We start from the raw sequence: 13,165 nt of genomic DNA on the forward strand, positions 1-13,165 counted from the left end.
CCCGTGCTCGATTGCGATCCTGTTGCCCCGACCCTAGCCGAGGCCACCGACAAGTCGGGCCGATCAGCGCTGAGCGGTCCCGGATGCGGGTTTCACACAGGTGAGAATGCCGGTCTGATAACGGCTCTGGGTGTAGCCGAGCTCGGTGAATCCGATGGCCGCCAGCTGCTCACGGTAGCGGCGGATATCGACAGCGTCGAAGCCGCCGAACATCGGTGCGAGCAATCGGCGCATCCGTGGCGACGGCGAGGCATCCGCCAGTAGCAACCTGCCGCCGGGACGCAGCACGCGCCACATCTGCGCCAGCGCCTCCGCACGGTGTTGCTCCGGGATGTGATGCATGACGAAAGTACTGGTCACAACATCGAATTCGGCATCACCGAAGGGCAATCGCTGCGCGGGGCCCTGCTCGTAGCAGTGATGAGGGGTGTGATCGCGCCGCCGGTTGTCGTCGATGGCGGCCGCCGACGGGTCGACACCGACAGCAGCACCGGTCGTGCCCGTCGCGATACCGAGAGCGCGGACGAGTTTCCCTGGGCCGCAGCCGATATCGAGCACACGGTCACCGGTACGGACACCTGAGGCTGTGACGAGCTCGGTGAGTAGCGCGCGATGCCTGCCGAGGAAGAACACGCTGGTGAATACGTTGTAGCGGCGCAGGCCCGCGATGAGCAGGCCGTCGCCGTCGTCGACGAACATGGGAGTGAGAAGCTGATTTCCTGTCATGAGCCTATGGTCGGGCGAGGTCGTGGCCGCGACCAGGCGCAAGATATGGCGATCTGTCCGTTTCCGCACAGATCCGGGAAATCCGTCCGGGAGGCACGATGTCCGAGCACACCGATCGCCGCGTCCGGCGCACCCGCGACGCCCTGCACCGCGCGCTGATCGAGCTGATGATCGAGCGTGGCTACGAGCGGGTGACGGTGAGCGACATCATCGAACGCGCCGACGTGGGGCGGTCCACCTTCTACGCCCACTACCGGGACAAGGACGACCTGCTGCTGGTGAGCTGCACCGAATTCCTGCGCCGCGAAATCGCGAACACCGCCGCCGGGGCCTCCCCGCTCGGCCGACTGCGGGTGCTGTTCCAGCTCGCGGGCCGGTATCCCGAGGTGTACCGGCCGCTGGTCGGGCCCAAGGCGGCGACCACCGTGATCCATGCCTACCGGCGCGGATTGGCGGACCTGATCGCCGAACTGTTCGAAGAATGGCCGGCGACCACTGTCGCCTTCGTGTCCTGGGGACTGCTCGGCCTCACCGCGGAGATCGTCGACCCGGCCGATCCGCTGCCCGCCGCGCGGGCATGGCAGCAGTTCGAGAAGCTGGTGGTGAACGGGATCAGTGGCGGCGCAGATCCGGCCACGGCGGACGACGCAACAGGGCAAGCGCCAGGATCACGCCGGTGAGCAGACCGATCCACTCCCCCAGTTGGGCAATGTGATTGGCGTCGACCGCCGGTGACCAGTGCGCCCGGCCTTCGTGAATGACGAAGACACCGACGGGCCGCGCGGGCCTGCCGAAGCCGCCGCCGCGAGCGACGGTGATGACGGTGGCACCATCGGCCGTGTCGGTTGGCTCGCCGAAGACCGTCGGCGGTTCGGTGATCGCCTGTTCCAGTCGATCTCTGATCGTCATCCGGACCCCCGTTGGTGTCGATGCGGCAGTGCCGTCGAACATACGCGCACTGGCCGACAGGTCGCGTTCATTCGGGCTGTCATGATGGGAACTGCCGCGCCCGGCGCCCGTCCGGGACGAGAGGAGCCGCGCTGATGACCCCCGATCCGGTCCTGTCCACCGCCTGGTCGCGCTCGCTCGGGCTGCGGGTCCCGATCGTGAACGCGCCGATGGGCGGCGCGGCGGGGGGCCGGCTCGCGGCCGCAGTGTGCGAGACGGGTGGACTCGGCATGATCGGGATGGGCAGTGCCGGATCGGCGCAGGCACTGCGCCGCGAACTGAGCGAGGCAGGCGGCGCCCCGGTGGGGATCGGACTGGTCGACTGGGTACGCACACGCGAAGCCGACCTGCTCGACACCGCTCTCGCCGCCCGGCCACGTGCACTGTCGATCAGTTTCGGAACGGACTTCTCCTGGGTGCCCGAGGTACAAGCGGCGGGCATTCTCGCGATCACGCAGGTCTACGACGTGCCCGGCGCGCACCGAGCACAGGAGGCGGGCATCGACGTGATCGTCGCGCGCGGCAGCGAAGGCGGCGGGCACGGCGCCGACCGACTGGCGCTCATGCCGCTGCTCGACGCGGTCCTCGAGATCGCGAGCGTGCCGGTGCTCGCCGCAGGTGGCGTCGGTTCCGGGCGGACGCTGGCCGCGGTGCTGTCCGCGGGCGCGTCGGGTGCGTGGCTCGGGACCTGTCTCGCACCCGCCGAGGAGTCGCTGCTGGGTGAGAACGCGCGGCGGGCCATGCTCGCCGCCGACTCCACCAGCACCGTGGTGACCACGGAATTCGACGAGGCACTCGACCTGCCGTGGCCGCCGATCTATCCGGCGCGGGTGCTGCGCAACGAATTCACCGATCCGTGGACCAGGGCCGAGGGCGACGAGAACCCGCCCGATGTCAACGATCTGCGCGCCGCCATTGCCGCCGACGACCCACGGATCGCGCCGGTCGACGCGGGGCAGGGCGTCGGGCTGGTCACGCATGTGGAACCGGTCGCCGAAACGATCGCGCGCCTCTGCGCTGAAGCCGCTGAGCTGCTCACGGCAGACTGAGCCTTGCAAAAATATGTTGACCGGTCTAGTTTTGCCTCGTGGGCGCAAAAGGAGCCGAAACCCGGTGCAAACTGATCAGGACCACTCGGTCACTGATCGAATCACGCGGCTACTTCGGCACCGGCCTGAAGCAGATCGTCGAGGACAGTGGAGCGCCACGTGGGTCGCTGTATTTCCACTTCCCCGGCGGCAAGGACGAACTGATCTCGGCGGCACTCACCGACAGCGGCACCGAGATGGCGCAGCTGATCCGCGCGATCGAGGCGGCCGACGCGCGGGAATTCGCCCACACCATGCTCCGGCTGCTCGGCGACCAACTCGAGGTCTCCGACTGGACCATCGGCTGCCCGGTCGCGGCCGTGGCGCTGGATACCGCGTCGACCAATGACGCTGTGCGACAGACCTGTTCGGACACCTACCGCCTGTGGGAGGACGCCATCCGGGAGCGGCTGACCGCGTTCGGCCACCCCGAGCCCGAACGCCTCGCCACGGCGTCGCTCGCCCTGATCGAAGGCGGACTGGTACTGGCCAGAGCGCACCGCGATCGTCGACCCCTCGATCAACTGGCCGACACCATCGACCTCCTCGTCTGACCCCGCGGCGCCCGCAGCGGGGTTCTCTTATCACCACAAAATATGCCAATCGGTCTACTGAAAGTAGGACATCATGGTTCATACCGATTCGATCGTTTTCGGGGCTGCCGGATTCATCGGCCGCTCACTGGTCGCGGAACTACTGCGCACCGGGCACACCGTCACAGCCGCTGTGCGCGCCGGGAGTGAACACCGCCTGTCCACATGGCTGGCCGAACAGGGCGCGGACACCGCAGACCTGACGATCACCACCACCGATATCGCCGAACCCGATCTCGCACTGGGTGAGTCGATCGAAGGGGTACGCGATGTGTACAACGCGGCCGCGTTGATGAAGTTCGGGCTCGACGCCGACGTGGCCCGTCGGGTCAATCTCGACGGTGCGTTGCACGTGCTGGAATGGGCAGCGCGGCAGCCGGATCTGCGTCGTATCGTGCACATCACCGGATACCGCGCCGAGGCCGGACACACCGATTACCGTTCCGGCGCCTACGAGGCCTCGAAGGTCGAAGCCGATGCGCTGCTGCGAAAAGTGGCTGCTGACAAGAACATTCCGTTGACCTTCGCCAACCCGTCCAGCGTGGTCGGTCCCGGGCAGTACTTCGGGCCGGCCGACATGATCGACTTGCTGTGGCGTGGCAAGCTGCCCGTCCTGCCCGGGTCGGCCGACACGTTCATCCCGGTCGTCGACCTGGACTACCTCACCCGTTTCATCGTCGGCCTGCCCACCCTGCCCGACACAGCCGGACGTTCCTACCCGATCCTCGACGCCACGACGCCGAATCTTCCCGAGCTGATTCGACTCGTCGCCGACCACTTGCGTGTCCGCGCACCGCGCCTCACCGTCCCCGCCGAACTGTTGCGGCGATTGCCACGGGCGCTCACGGGGACCGATCCCGAGACGCTGTCGTTCGTCAGCAACGACCGATACGACACCTCCGCCGGCGACGAAGTCGCCGCACGGCTGGGAATCGAACAACCACCGGTGGGTGATCTACTGCGGGCCTACGCCGACCGGATCGTCGCCACTCGCAACGGAGCCGTCGAGGCGACGTCGGCTTCCGGTTTCCGAGCGGGAACGTGGCTCAGTGGTGACCACACCGAGCCTGATTATGTGCTGCTGCACGGAATTCCGCTCGACAGCGAATCATGGGCCGGTCTCGCCGACGCACTGGAAGGTTCGGTCCTCGCCGCGGATCTGCCGGGCCTAGGCCGCTCGGCCCCGTCGGGTATGTCGACCGCCGAGTGGATCGACGATCTCCTCGCGCCCGTACACAGCACACCTGTGCTCGTGGGCCATTCACTCGGCGCCGGCGCGGCTGTCGAATACGCCCTCCGCCACCCGGACCGGGTTTCGCGACTGGTGCTGATCGCACCCTGGTTCCTCCAGTCCCAGCTGCCGTGGATCACCGCTTCGCCCGTCGCTGCCGCTGTCGCGAAGCGGCTTCCGGCCGCGAAACTCGCAGCGCGCCTCGGTATTCCGAACGGTGCGGCGATCGAGTCGGCGGTCGCCGGCCTGCGGCGCAACGGAGTGGCCCAGCGTACGTTCGCGATCATGCGGTCGGTACGCCAGGACCGATACCGTGCCGACCTGGCCGCGAAACTCGCCGAGGTCCGGGTTCCGGTCGATATCGTCGTCGGTGCCGACGACCCGCTGACCCAACCGACCACCCACCGGGTCACCACCATCGCCGGTGCCGGGCACTACCCGCAGCTGACCCATACCGACCAGGTCATCCGCGTGATCAAGGGCTCGGAAATGGCCGCCTCCCGCCGCCCTTAAGCAGGTAGTTCGACTCGCACGGCCGGATCGTTCAGCAGCGCCTGCCCGAGTTCGACGGTTTCGGCACCACGCCACCGCGCATGCCAGGTCGGCACACCACCGGACAGGTTCAGCTCGCGGGCGACGGTGAGCAACGGCAGCTCCACCCGCGCCGCCTCGACGGTGACGCGCGCATTGGTCGGCGTATGCGACCACACGTCGTCGACCACATCGGTGATGCGCACGCCCAGCCGGTGCCCGACGGCCAGCCGCGCGTCCTGCCACAGCAGCCGGACCTGCGTTTCGGTGCGAACCGGTGCGATCCCCCGGCTCATCACCGTGGCGCGGCCGTCGGGTGCGATGTCGTAGAGCTCGAGCGCGACCGTCGCCTCGGGCGGGCCGGACAACGTCAGGGATGCGGTGGGGCGGCCCGCCAGGTGCACCGGCTGGGTGACCGGATCCGAGATGGACCAGATCTCCCGGTCGGCACCGGGCAGCAGACCGCGATCGACGTAGGTTCCGGTGCGCAACTGGACCGTCGTGCGCCGCGTGTCGACCGGCGGCCACACGTCTTCGCTGCGCCACCCGCCGTCGAACTGGCCGACGGTGACCGGCGGGCCGGGCACCTCGACGTCGGCGCCGGCCACGTGCCGGTCCAGGAATGCGTACAGCTCGGCGGCGAAATGCGGTGTGCCGCACTTCTCCCGGCAATCGGAGTGACCCCACTGCCCGAACCAGGCACGATGCTCGCCCGGGCCCCGCGCTTCCCAGGCCTCGATGACCCGGTCGGCGCGGGTATTGGCGTCGAGGAAGCCCTGGCCGAGGAACAGCGGAGTGGTGTTGCCGCGCAGGTCCTCGACCATGTCGCGTTCCCGCCAGCCGGGGTCGGCACCGTTGTGGTTCATGGTGAGCCCGAGATAGCTGTCGGCGCAGGCCTGGGTCATCTGGACGGCGTTGGCCTTGTACTCGTCGCTGTCGGCCCAGTGACCGGGGGTCGACGCGATGGCCAGGTGCTCGCCGCCTGCCATGTCGGCGGGGCGCACACCGTCTTCGGTCAGCGGTTTACCACCGAACTTCCACGAGGTGCCCTGCATGTACAGGTACGAATACGGGTCGACGACCGGCGCGAACGCCGCGACCGCCGCGAGCCCCTTCGGCTTCTCGGCCAGCGCCATCATCCCGGTCCAGCCCTCATAGGAAGTGCCGACCATGCCGACCCGGCCGGTCGACCACGGCCTGCTCGCCGCCCACTCGACCGCCGCGACCACATCCGAGCGCTCCCCCGGCCCGCCGTAATCCGGACAGCCGTTGGACCCGCCGAAGCCGCGCAAATCCACGATCACATAGGTGTATCCGGCGCGCAGCGCCCACTCGACCGGCAGATTTTCCGTCGACGGGCCACCACCCGGGCGCGGCACGCTCAGGTACGCCAGGTGCGCACGGTACGGACTCGCCGTCAGCAGAACAGGGGTGCGGGCGTCAGCCGCCAACCCGGCGGGCCGCAACACATCCGCATGCAACCGAGTGCCATCGGCAGCGGTGAAATACTCCTGCGTCCAGCTGAACTCGACCTCGATCGGTGGCTCATCCGCCGACACCGGCGCCGCCGCGGCACCGAACATCAACGCCACGCCGACCACGGCCCGAGCCACCACAACACCCCATCGCACCCGAGCACTATGACCGCTACCGCCCACCCCGTCCAGCCCCGACATCCGGGGGCGCACAATCGACCGGTCACCGGCGGCGGACCACCACAGACGAAAGTCCCCTCCGACGGTGCCGGAGGGGACTTTCGAACTGCGTACCAGCTGCGAACCGAAGGGCCGATCAGGCCCGTTCGCACAGGTGAGATTTACACGTCGTAGTAGAGCTCGAACTCGTACGGGTGCGGACGCAGGTTCACCGGCGCGATTTCGTTGTCGCGCTTGAGCTGGATCCAGGTCTCGATCAGGTCCTCGGTGAAGACGTTGCCTTCGGTAAGGTAGTCGTGATCCTGCTCGAGGCGGTCGATGACCGTCGCGAGGCTGGTGGGGGCCTGCGGGATGTTCTTGGCCTCCTCGGGCGGCAGCTCGTAGAGGTCCTTGTCGACCGGAGCCAGCGGCTCGATCTTGTTCTTGATGCCGTCCAGGCCGGCCATCATCATGGCGGCGAAGGCCAGGTACGGGTTACCCGAGGAGTCGGGCGCGCGGAACTCGATGCGCTTGGCCTTCGGGTTGTTGCCCGTCACCGGGATACGCACGGCAGCCGAGCGGTTGCGCTGCGAGTACACCAGGTTGATGGGGGCCTCGTAGCCCGGCACCAGACGGTGGTAGGAGTTGACGGTCGGGTTGGTGAACGCCAGCAGCGACGGGGCGTGGTGCAGGATGCCGCCGATGTAGTGACGCGCCAGATCCGACAGGCCGCCGTAGCCGGCCTCGTCGTGGAACAGCGGCTTGCCGTCCTTCCACAGCGACTGGTGCACGTGCATGCCCGAGCCGTTGTCACCGAAGAGGGGCTTCGGCATGAAGGTGACAGACTTGCCTTCCTGCCACGCGGTGTTCTTCACGATGTACTTGAACAGCTGCAGGTCGTCCGCAGCGCCCAGCAGGGTGCCGAACTTGTAGTTGATCTCGGCCTGACCGGCGGTGCCGACCTCGTGGTGGCCGCGCTCGAGCTCGAAGCCCGCGTTCTGCAGGTTGGTCGAGATCTTGTCGCGCAGGTCGACGTAGTGGTCGTACGGGGCGACGGGGAAGTAACCGCCCTTGTTGCGGACCTTGTAGCCCAGGTTGCGGCTGCCGTCCGGGTTGAACTCCTTGCCGGTGTTCCACGAGCCCGAGATCGACTCGATCTCGTAGAACGAGCCGTTCATGCCCGAGCCGTAGCGGATGCCGTCGAAGATGTAGAACTCGGCCTCGGCACCGAAGTACGCGGTGTCGGCGATACCGGTCGAACGCAGGTACTCCTCCGCCTTGCGCGCGATGTTGCGCGGGTCGCGGGAGTAGGCCTCACGGGTGAACGGGTCGTGCACGAAGAAGTTCAGGTTGAGCGTCTTCGCGGCACGGAACGGGTCGATCCGGGCGGTGCTGAAGTCGGGGAGCAGGAGCATGTCCGACTCGTCGATCGACTGGAAGCCACGCACCGAGGAACCGTCGAACGCGAGACCCTCTTCGGCCAGGTCGGCGGTGAACGCCTTGGCCGGGATCGAGAAGTGCTGCTGGACGCCGGGAAGGTCCGAGAAACGGATATCGACGTACTCGATGTCCTGTTCCTTGATGTACTGGATGACCTCTTCGGCCGTGCTGAACGTCACTTGTTCTCCTTACGGATCGGTTCCCAGCCCGTCACGATGCGTGGGTTCGTCGCGACCTGACGTTATGGACGCGGTGTTTCCCTACAGTCAAGGCTGTGTTTCGCCAGTGTTACGCGCATGCCGGGCGACGGTGATGTCTGCCATCCGGGCGCGACCTGCACGCCCAATCCTGCCATCTCCACCCGCGCGCGCTCACGTGACCTCCGTCAATGCGGTCGGGAGCGGGTGCTGACCCGGCTCTATCCTGGAACTCATGGCGCGCATCACCGGCACATGGCTCTCGGGCAATCCCACCGAAGGCGACGACGAGACCTCGGGTTACCCCGGCGAGCTCTACGGGTTGCCTCGCGAGGGCGCGGGGTCGCTTGCCCCGACGTGGCGGCGGGTGGTCGCGCTGTTCGTCGACTGGTTCATCGCGGTGGGCATCGCGGCCGTCATCACCGGCAGTTTCGCGTCGTCGTCGGTGCCGCTGCTGGTGTGGTTCGTGATCGGTGTGCTCGCGGTGACGCTGTTCGGGTTCACCCCCGGCCAGTACTTCCTGCGGATGCGGGTGGCGCGCATCGATGCGCCCGTGCCGGTCGGGTTCGTGCGCGCGCTGGCCCGGCAGGTGCTGGTGTTCTTCGTGGTGCCCGCGCTGTTCACCGATGCCGACGGTCGCGGCATGCACGACCAGGCCACCGGCACCGCCCTGGTCAACGCCCGCTGATCGAGCGCGCGGCGTGCGGCGCGGCCATACGATCAGGCCGTGTCACTGAATCCGGCCCTGCTGGCCGTACGTTTTCTCCTCGAACTGATCGCCATCACCTCGTTCGGAGTGTTCGGCTGGCGTGCCTTCGATTCCCCGTGGCGATATCTGCTCGTCGTGGTGCTGCCGGTCGCGGCGGCTGTGCTGTGGGGCACGCTCGCGGTCCCCGACGACCCGAGCCGCAGCGGTGACGCGCCGGTTGCCGTCCCCGGTCCGGTGCGGCTCGGCGTCGAGCTCGCTGTGCTCTTCGGCGGGGCCGCGGCCCTGTGGGCAGCGGCGTTGCCCCGGTTGGCGCTGATCTCGGCCGCTGTCCTCGTCGGCTATCACCTGCTGGCCTACGACCGTGTCCTGTGGCTGCTGACCGGCCGCACGCCCCAGGCCTGAAAAGCGGCGAGCCCGTCACCTTGCACGGTGACGGGCTCGCGACGGGGTGGATCAGCGGCGACGGATGGCGCGCTGCATGCCCTTCATCTTCGCGCCGGGGGGCATCGGGCCCTTGGGCATCGCGGGACCGCCGCTGCGGGAGCTGAGGGCCGAGAGCCTGCCCTCGATCTGGTCGATCCGCTTGACGTCGATATTGCGCGGCAGCTTGGTGAGGAACTTCTGCAGATCCTTGAGCGGTGTCTGCCCTTCCTCGTTGCCGACGATCACCTCGTAGATGGGGGTGTCACCGATGAGGCGCCCGGTGCGCTTCTTCTCCTGCGCGATGAGCGACTTGACCCGTTGCGGCGAACCCTCGGCGACGAAGATGACGCCCGGCAGACCGATCACGCGGTGCACCGCGTCGAGCTGGGTGGTCGCGGCCACGCCGTTGGCGACCCGCCACTTGCCCTGCAGGTTCTCCAGCACCCACGCCGCCGCACCCGCCTGGCCTTCGGCCTTGCGGTAGACGTTCTTCTGCACGCGCCGCCCGAAGATGATGAAGGCGAACAGCACACCGAGCAGCAGACCGAGCGGCAGCAGGAACCACTGCATGTCGAAGATCAGGCCGATGACGAAGAACACCACCGTCGTGGCCACCAGTGCGCCGATCATCAGCGGCAGCAGCGCCTTGTCTTCCTTGCGCTGCATGTTGAACGCCTGCCACAACTGCTGACGACGTTCGCGTGATGCCTGCTTACGGGCCGCTTTAGCCGCGGCCTTGGCTTCCTTCGACGGCTTGCCGCCCTTGCCTCCTGCCATGGTGTTCAGCTTAGATGCACCGTCGCGCGCCGGTCGGACCGCATGACACTCGCGACGATTCGCCGCACTTTCGGCCGCGTGTCCGGCGAGAATGGCGCAGGTGCGCCCGATCACCGACAACAGTGCCCACTCCCCCGTCACCGACGGTGCCGACGACGAGGTGGCCGAACGGCTGGCCGCGGCCCTGCGCTGCGCGACCGTCTCGGCCGACGATCCCGCCCGCAGCGCCGACGCCGAGTTCGCCCGCCTGGCCGAGCACCTCGAGGCCGCGTTCCCGCTGACCCACGCCGAACTCGAGCTCACCCTGTTCGGCCGCAGCAGGCTCTACCGCTGGCCGGGCGTCGAGGAGGGTGTGTCGGCGATTCTGCTGGCCCATCAGGATGTGGTCCCGGCCGACGACCCACAACGCTGGACCCATCCACCGTTCGCCGGTGTGGTCGACGACGAGTTCATCTGGGGCCGGGGCGCGATCGACGACAAGAGTCGGGTGCTCGCCGTTCTCGAGGCCGTGGAGTGGGCATTGCGGAACGGCATCCGGCCGAGCCGCACGGTCTACCTGGCCTTCGGCCACGACGAGGAGGTGTTCGGTGACGGCGGCGCGGTGCGCATGGCCGAGCACCTGCGCGATCTCGGCGTGCACGCGGATCTGCTGCTCGACGAGGGCGGTGTCATCACCGACGGCGTCGCCGACGGTGTGGACCGCCCGGTGGCCAGCATCATGCTCGGCGAGAAGGGCTACGCGACGGTGCGGCTCTCGGTGACCGAGACCGGCGGGCACTCCTCGATGCCCGGGCGCCAGACCGCGGTGGGCAGGCTGGCTCGCGCGGTGGCCCGGGTGCAGGACCGGCCGATGCCATTGCGGTTGACGCCGGTGATCGCCGACATGCTCGCCCGGATGCGCGTGGCCCTGCCCGGGCCACGCCGCAAGCTGCTCGGGCTCACCGATTCCGAGGTGCTGTCGCGGCTCGCGGCACCGCTGCTCACCCGGATCATGGCACTGGCTCCCAGCACGGAAGCGCTCGTGCGCACGACGACGGCACCCACGGTGATCACGGGTGGGGTGAAGGCCAATGTGCTGCCGCAGAGCGCGGAGGCGCTGGTGAATTTCCGTATTCTGCCCGGTGATTCGGTCGCGACCGTCCTCGCGCACTGCCGCCGGGTGATCGGCGACGACGGCGTGACGGTCGAGCTCGTCGGCCCCACGTCGGAACCGTCGCAGGTCAGCGGCGCCGGACCCGCCTACGACGTCATCGCCGACATCGCCACCGATTTGGTGCCGGGCATCGTGACGACGACCGGCCTGGTGCCCGGTGCGACCGACTCCCGCCACTACGACGATTTGGTCGAAACGCGCTGCAACTTCGCGCCGATTGTGCTCGACGCCAAAGACCTGGAACGTATCCACGGAACCGACGAGCGGATCTCACGGCTCAACTACGCTCGGCTGATCGAATTCAATCGGCGTCTGATCCAGTGGCTCGCGTCGAGCGACGCACCCGAGCAGGCCACGACCGGCCGGACAGCGCCCGAGCCGACAGGAACGCAGCAATGACAACCGAGACCGGTGACTTCGCGGGCAACGGCGGCCGAATCGTGTGGCGCGCATGGCGACCCGAGACACCGCGCGCGGTGGTGACGCTCGTGCACGGCGTGGCCGAACACTCCGGCCGCTACGAATACCTCGGCGCCGCGCTGGCCGAGGCCGGGTTCGCGGTGTACGCCCTCGACCATGTCGGGCACGGGCAGTCGGGCGGTCGTCGCGCCAACATCGAATCGATGGACGCCGCCGCCGACAATGTGGCGAGCCTGCTCGACCTCGCGAGTGCCGCCAACCCTGGGCTGCCGCGATTCGTGCTCGGGCATTCGATGGGCGCTCTCGTCGTGCTGCACTTGGCTACCCGCGCGCCCCTCGACGTGACCGGCGTGGTGGTATCGGCGCCGCCGCTCGACATCCCACTCGGCAACCCGGTGCAGCGGGCCGCCGCACCACTACTCACCCGGTTCGCCCCGAATCTCGGTGTGCTGAAACTGGATTCGTCGCAGATCAGCCGCGATCCCGACGTGGTTCGCGCCTACGACAACGACCCGCTGGTGTTCCGCGGCAAGCTGCCCGCCCGCACCGCCGTGGAAATCCTGCGTCACACCGACCTGGTGAAACAACGCCTCGGCTCGCTCACCGCACCGCTGCTCGTACTGCACGGCACCGGCGACGCGATCGCCGCGCCGTCGAGCTCCGACGTACTCGAACGCGACGCGGGCTCCACCGACAAGACCGTGCGCCGCTACGCGGGCTACTACCACGAGGTCTTCAACGAACCCGAGCGCGACGAGGTGATCGGCGACGTCGTCGACTGGCTCACGAACCATATTACCGACAAGTAACTTGTCGGCTAGTAGACTCCGACCATGGGAAACACCACTCCGGGCGCCGTCGCCTTCATCCGTGCCAGCTGGCACAGCTCCATCGTCACCAAGGCACACGAGGGTTTCCTCGCCGAGTACGCCGGTCTGGGCTTCGACCCGGCGGTGGTCGAGGTGTTCGACGTGCCGGGTGCCTTCGAGATCCCGTTGCACGCCAAGCGCCTGGCCGCCACCGGCCGCTACGAGGCCGTCGTCGCGGCCGCCCTTGTCGTCGACGGCGGCATCTACCGCCACGACTTCGTCGCCTCGGCGGTCATCGACGGACTGATGCGGGTGCAGCTCGACACCGACGTGCCGGTGTTCTCGGTGGTGCTCACCCCGCATCACTTCCACGAGCACAGCGAGCACGTGGACTACTACACCAACCACTTCGTGACGAAGGGAGCCGAGGCTGCCCGCGCGGTGGCGAACACCCTCAGCTCCCTCCGATCGCTGCCGGTTTCCTGA

General features: G+C 68.0%; 14 protein-coding genes. 9 read left to right on the plus strand and 5 right to left on the minus strand.

The genetic code is table 11. From position 1 onward, the window contains the following. Positions 1-63: 63 nt before the first annotated feature. Complete coding sequence (locus AB0F86_RS22170) at positions 64-726, minus strand: methyltransferase domain-containing protein (protein WP_356985029.1); 663 nt, start codon at positions 724-726, stop codon at positions 64-66. A gap of 98 nt (positions 727-824) precedes the next feature. Here AB0F86_RS22170 and AB0F86_RS22175 point away from each other — a divergent pair, with 98 nt between their 5' ends. Continuing rightward, complete coding sequence (locus tag AB0F86_RS22175) at positions 825-1,406, plus strand: helix-turn-helix domain-containing protein (protein ID WP_356985030.1); 582 nt, start codon at positions 825-827, stop codon at positions 1,404-1,406. Here AB0F86_RS22175 and AB0F86_RS22180 read toward each other — a convergent pair. Further along, positions 1,339-1,635, minus strand: a complete 297-nt coding sequence (locus tag AB0F86_RS22180; protein WP_356985031.1) for a hypothetical protein — start codon at positions 1,633-1,635, stop codon at positions 1,339-1,341. The genes AB0F86_RS22175 and AB0F86_RS22180 overlap by 68 nt on opposite strands. A 134-nt stretch (positions 1,636-1,769) precedes the next feature. Here AB0F86_RS22180 and AB0F86_RS22185 point away from each other — a divergent pair, with 134 nt between their 5' ends. From AB0F86_RS22185 to AB0F86_RS22195, 3 genes are all read left to right on the plus strand, one after another. Next, a complete protein-coding gene (locus AB0F86_RS22185; RefSeq protein ID WP_356985032.1) occupies positions 1,770-2,723 on the plus strand; it encodes a nitronate monooxygenase in 954 nt (317 codons plus the stop codon). A 38-nt stretch (positions 2,724-2,761) separates the two neighbouring features. Continuing rightward, entirely contained in the window at positions 2,762-3,316 is a 555-nt protein-coding gene (locus AB0F86_RS22190; protein WP_356985033.1) for a TetR/AcrR family transcriptional regulator, read from the plus strand. 73 nt (positions 3,317-3,389) lie between these two features. Next, positions 3,390-5,099, plus strand: a complete 1,710-nt coding sequence (locus tag AB0F86_RS22195) for an alpha/beta fold hydrolase (protein ID WP_356985034.1) — start codon at positions 3,390-3,392, stop codon at positions 5,097-5,099. Here the strand turns inward: AB0F86_RS22195 and AB0F86_RS22200 are convergent. Beyond that, a complete protein-coding gene (locus tag AB0F86_RS22200; RefSeq protein WP_356985035.1) occupies positions 5,096-6,748 on the minus strand; it encodes a CocE/NonD family hydrolase in 1,653 nt (550 codons plus the stop codon). The genes AB0F86_RS22195 and AB0F86_RS22200 overlap by 4 nt on opposite strands. Positions 6,749-6,933: 185 nt before the next feature. Next, the gene (gene glnA, locus AB0F86_RS22205; RefSeq protein ID WP_067487357.1) at positions 6,934-8,370 is read right to left on the minus strand and encodes a type I glutamate--ammonia ligase; all 1,437 of its coding nucleotides are present in this window, start codon (positions 8,368-8,370) and stop codon (positions 6,934-6,936) included. Between the two features lie 253 nt (positions 8,371-8,623). Between glnA and AB0F86_RS22210 the strand changes: the two genes are divergently transcribed. Continuing rightward, positions 8,624-9,076, plus strand: coding sequence for an RDD family protein (locus AB0F86_RS22210; protein ID WP_181697951.1), 453 nt, complete (start codon positions 8,624-8,626; stop codon positions 9,074-9,076). A gap of 39 nt (positions 9,077-9,115) precedes the next feature. After that, entirely contained in the window at positions 9,116-9,499 is a 384-nt protein-coding gene (locus tag AB0F86_RS22215; RefSeq protein ID WP_356985036.1) for a YrdB family protein, read from the plus strand. 51 nt (positions 9,500-9,550) lie between these two features. Here AB0F86_RS22215 and AB0F86_RS22220 read toward each other — a convergent pair whose 3' ends face one another. After that, a complete protein-coding gene (locus AB0F86_RS22220; RefSeq protein ID WP_067487348.1) occupies positions 9,551-10,297 on the minus strand; it encodes a DUF4191 domain-containing protein in 747 nt (248 codons plus the stop codon). Positions 10,298-10,397: 100 nt separating this feature from the next. Here AB0F86_RS22220 and AB0F86_RS22225 point away from each other — a divergent pair, with 100 nt between their 5' ends. The 3 genes from AB0F86_RS22225 to AB0F86_RS22235 are packed head-to-tail and all read left to right on the plus strand — an operon-like array spanning position 10,398 to position 13,165. Beyond that, positions 10,398-11,849 carry a M20/M25/M40 family metallo-hydrolase gene (locus AB0F86_RS22225; protein ID WP_356985037.1) on the plus strand — a complete coding sequence of 484 codons (1,452 nt, stop codon included), beginning with the start codon at positions 10,398-10,400 and terminating at the stop codon, positions 11,847-11,849. Beyond that, positions 11,846-12,679 carry a lysophospholipase gene (locus tag AB0F86_RS22230; protein ID WP_356985038.1) on the plus strand — a complete coding sequence of 278 codons (834 nt, stop codon included), beginning with the start codon at positions 11,846-11,848 and terminating at the stop codon, positions 12,677-12,679. The genes AB0F86_RS22225 and AB0F86_RS22230 overlap by 4 nt, the downstream gene beginning before the upstream one ends. 24 nt (positions 12,680-12,703) lie before the next feature. Further along, positions 12,704-13,165 carry a 6,7-dimethyl-8-ribityllumazine synthase gene (locus AB0F86_RS22235; protein ID WP_181697955.1) on the plus strand — a complete coding sequence of 154 codons (462 nt, stop codon included), beginning with the start codon at positions 12,704-12,706 and terminating at the stop codon, positions 13,163-13,165.

The sequence above is a fragment of the Nocardia sp. NPDC023733 genome, from assembly GCF_040639775.1.
GTDB classification, from domain to species: domain Bacteria; phylum Actinomycetota; class Actinomycetes; order Mycobacteriales; family Mycobacteriaceae; genus Nocardia; species Nocardia rosealba.

What these genes read in the sequence shown, in the direction of transcription:
- AB0F86_RS22170 (WP_356985029.1), bottom strand. Translation starts at nt 726, where the DNA reads ATGACAGGAAATCAGCTTCTCACTCCCATGTTCGTCGACGACGGCGAC.
- AB0F86_RS22210 (WP_181697951.1), top strand. Translation starts at nt 8,624, where the DNA reads ATGGCGCGCATCACCGGCACATGGCTCTCGGGCAATCCCACCGAAGGC.
- AB0F86_RS22220 (WP_067487348.1), bottom strand. Translation starts at nt 10,297, where the DNA reads ATGGCAGGAGGCAAGGGCGGCAAGCCGTCGAAGGAAGCCAAGGCCGCG.
- AB0F86_RS22180 (WP_356985031.1), bottom strand. Translation starts at nt 1,635, where the DNA reads ATGACGATCAGAGATCGACTGGAACAGGCGATCACCGAACCGCCGACG.
- AB0F86_RS22230 (WP_356985038.1), top strand. Translation starts at nt 11,846, where the DNA reads ATGACAACCGAGACCGGTGACTTCGCGGGCAACGGCGGCCGAATCGTG.
- AB0F86_RS22185 (WP_356985032.1), top strand. Translation starts at nt 1,770, where the DNA reads ATGACCCCCGATCCGGTCCTGTCCACCGCCTGGTCGCGCTCGCTCGGG.
- AB0F86_RS22235 (WP_181697955.1), top strand. Translation starts at nt 12,704, where the DNA reads ATGGGAAACACCACTCCGGGCGCCGTCGCCTTCATCCGTGCCAGCTGG.
- AB0F86_RS22175 (WP_356985030.1), top strand. Translation starts at nt 825, where the DNA reads ATGTCCGAGCACACCGATCGCCGCGTCCGGCGCACCCGCGACGCCCTG.
- AB0F86_RS22195 (WP_356985034.1), top strand. Translation starts at nt 3,390, where the DNA reads ATGGTTCATACCGATTCGATCGTTTTCGGGGCTGCCGGATTCATCGGC.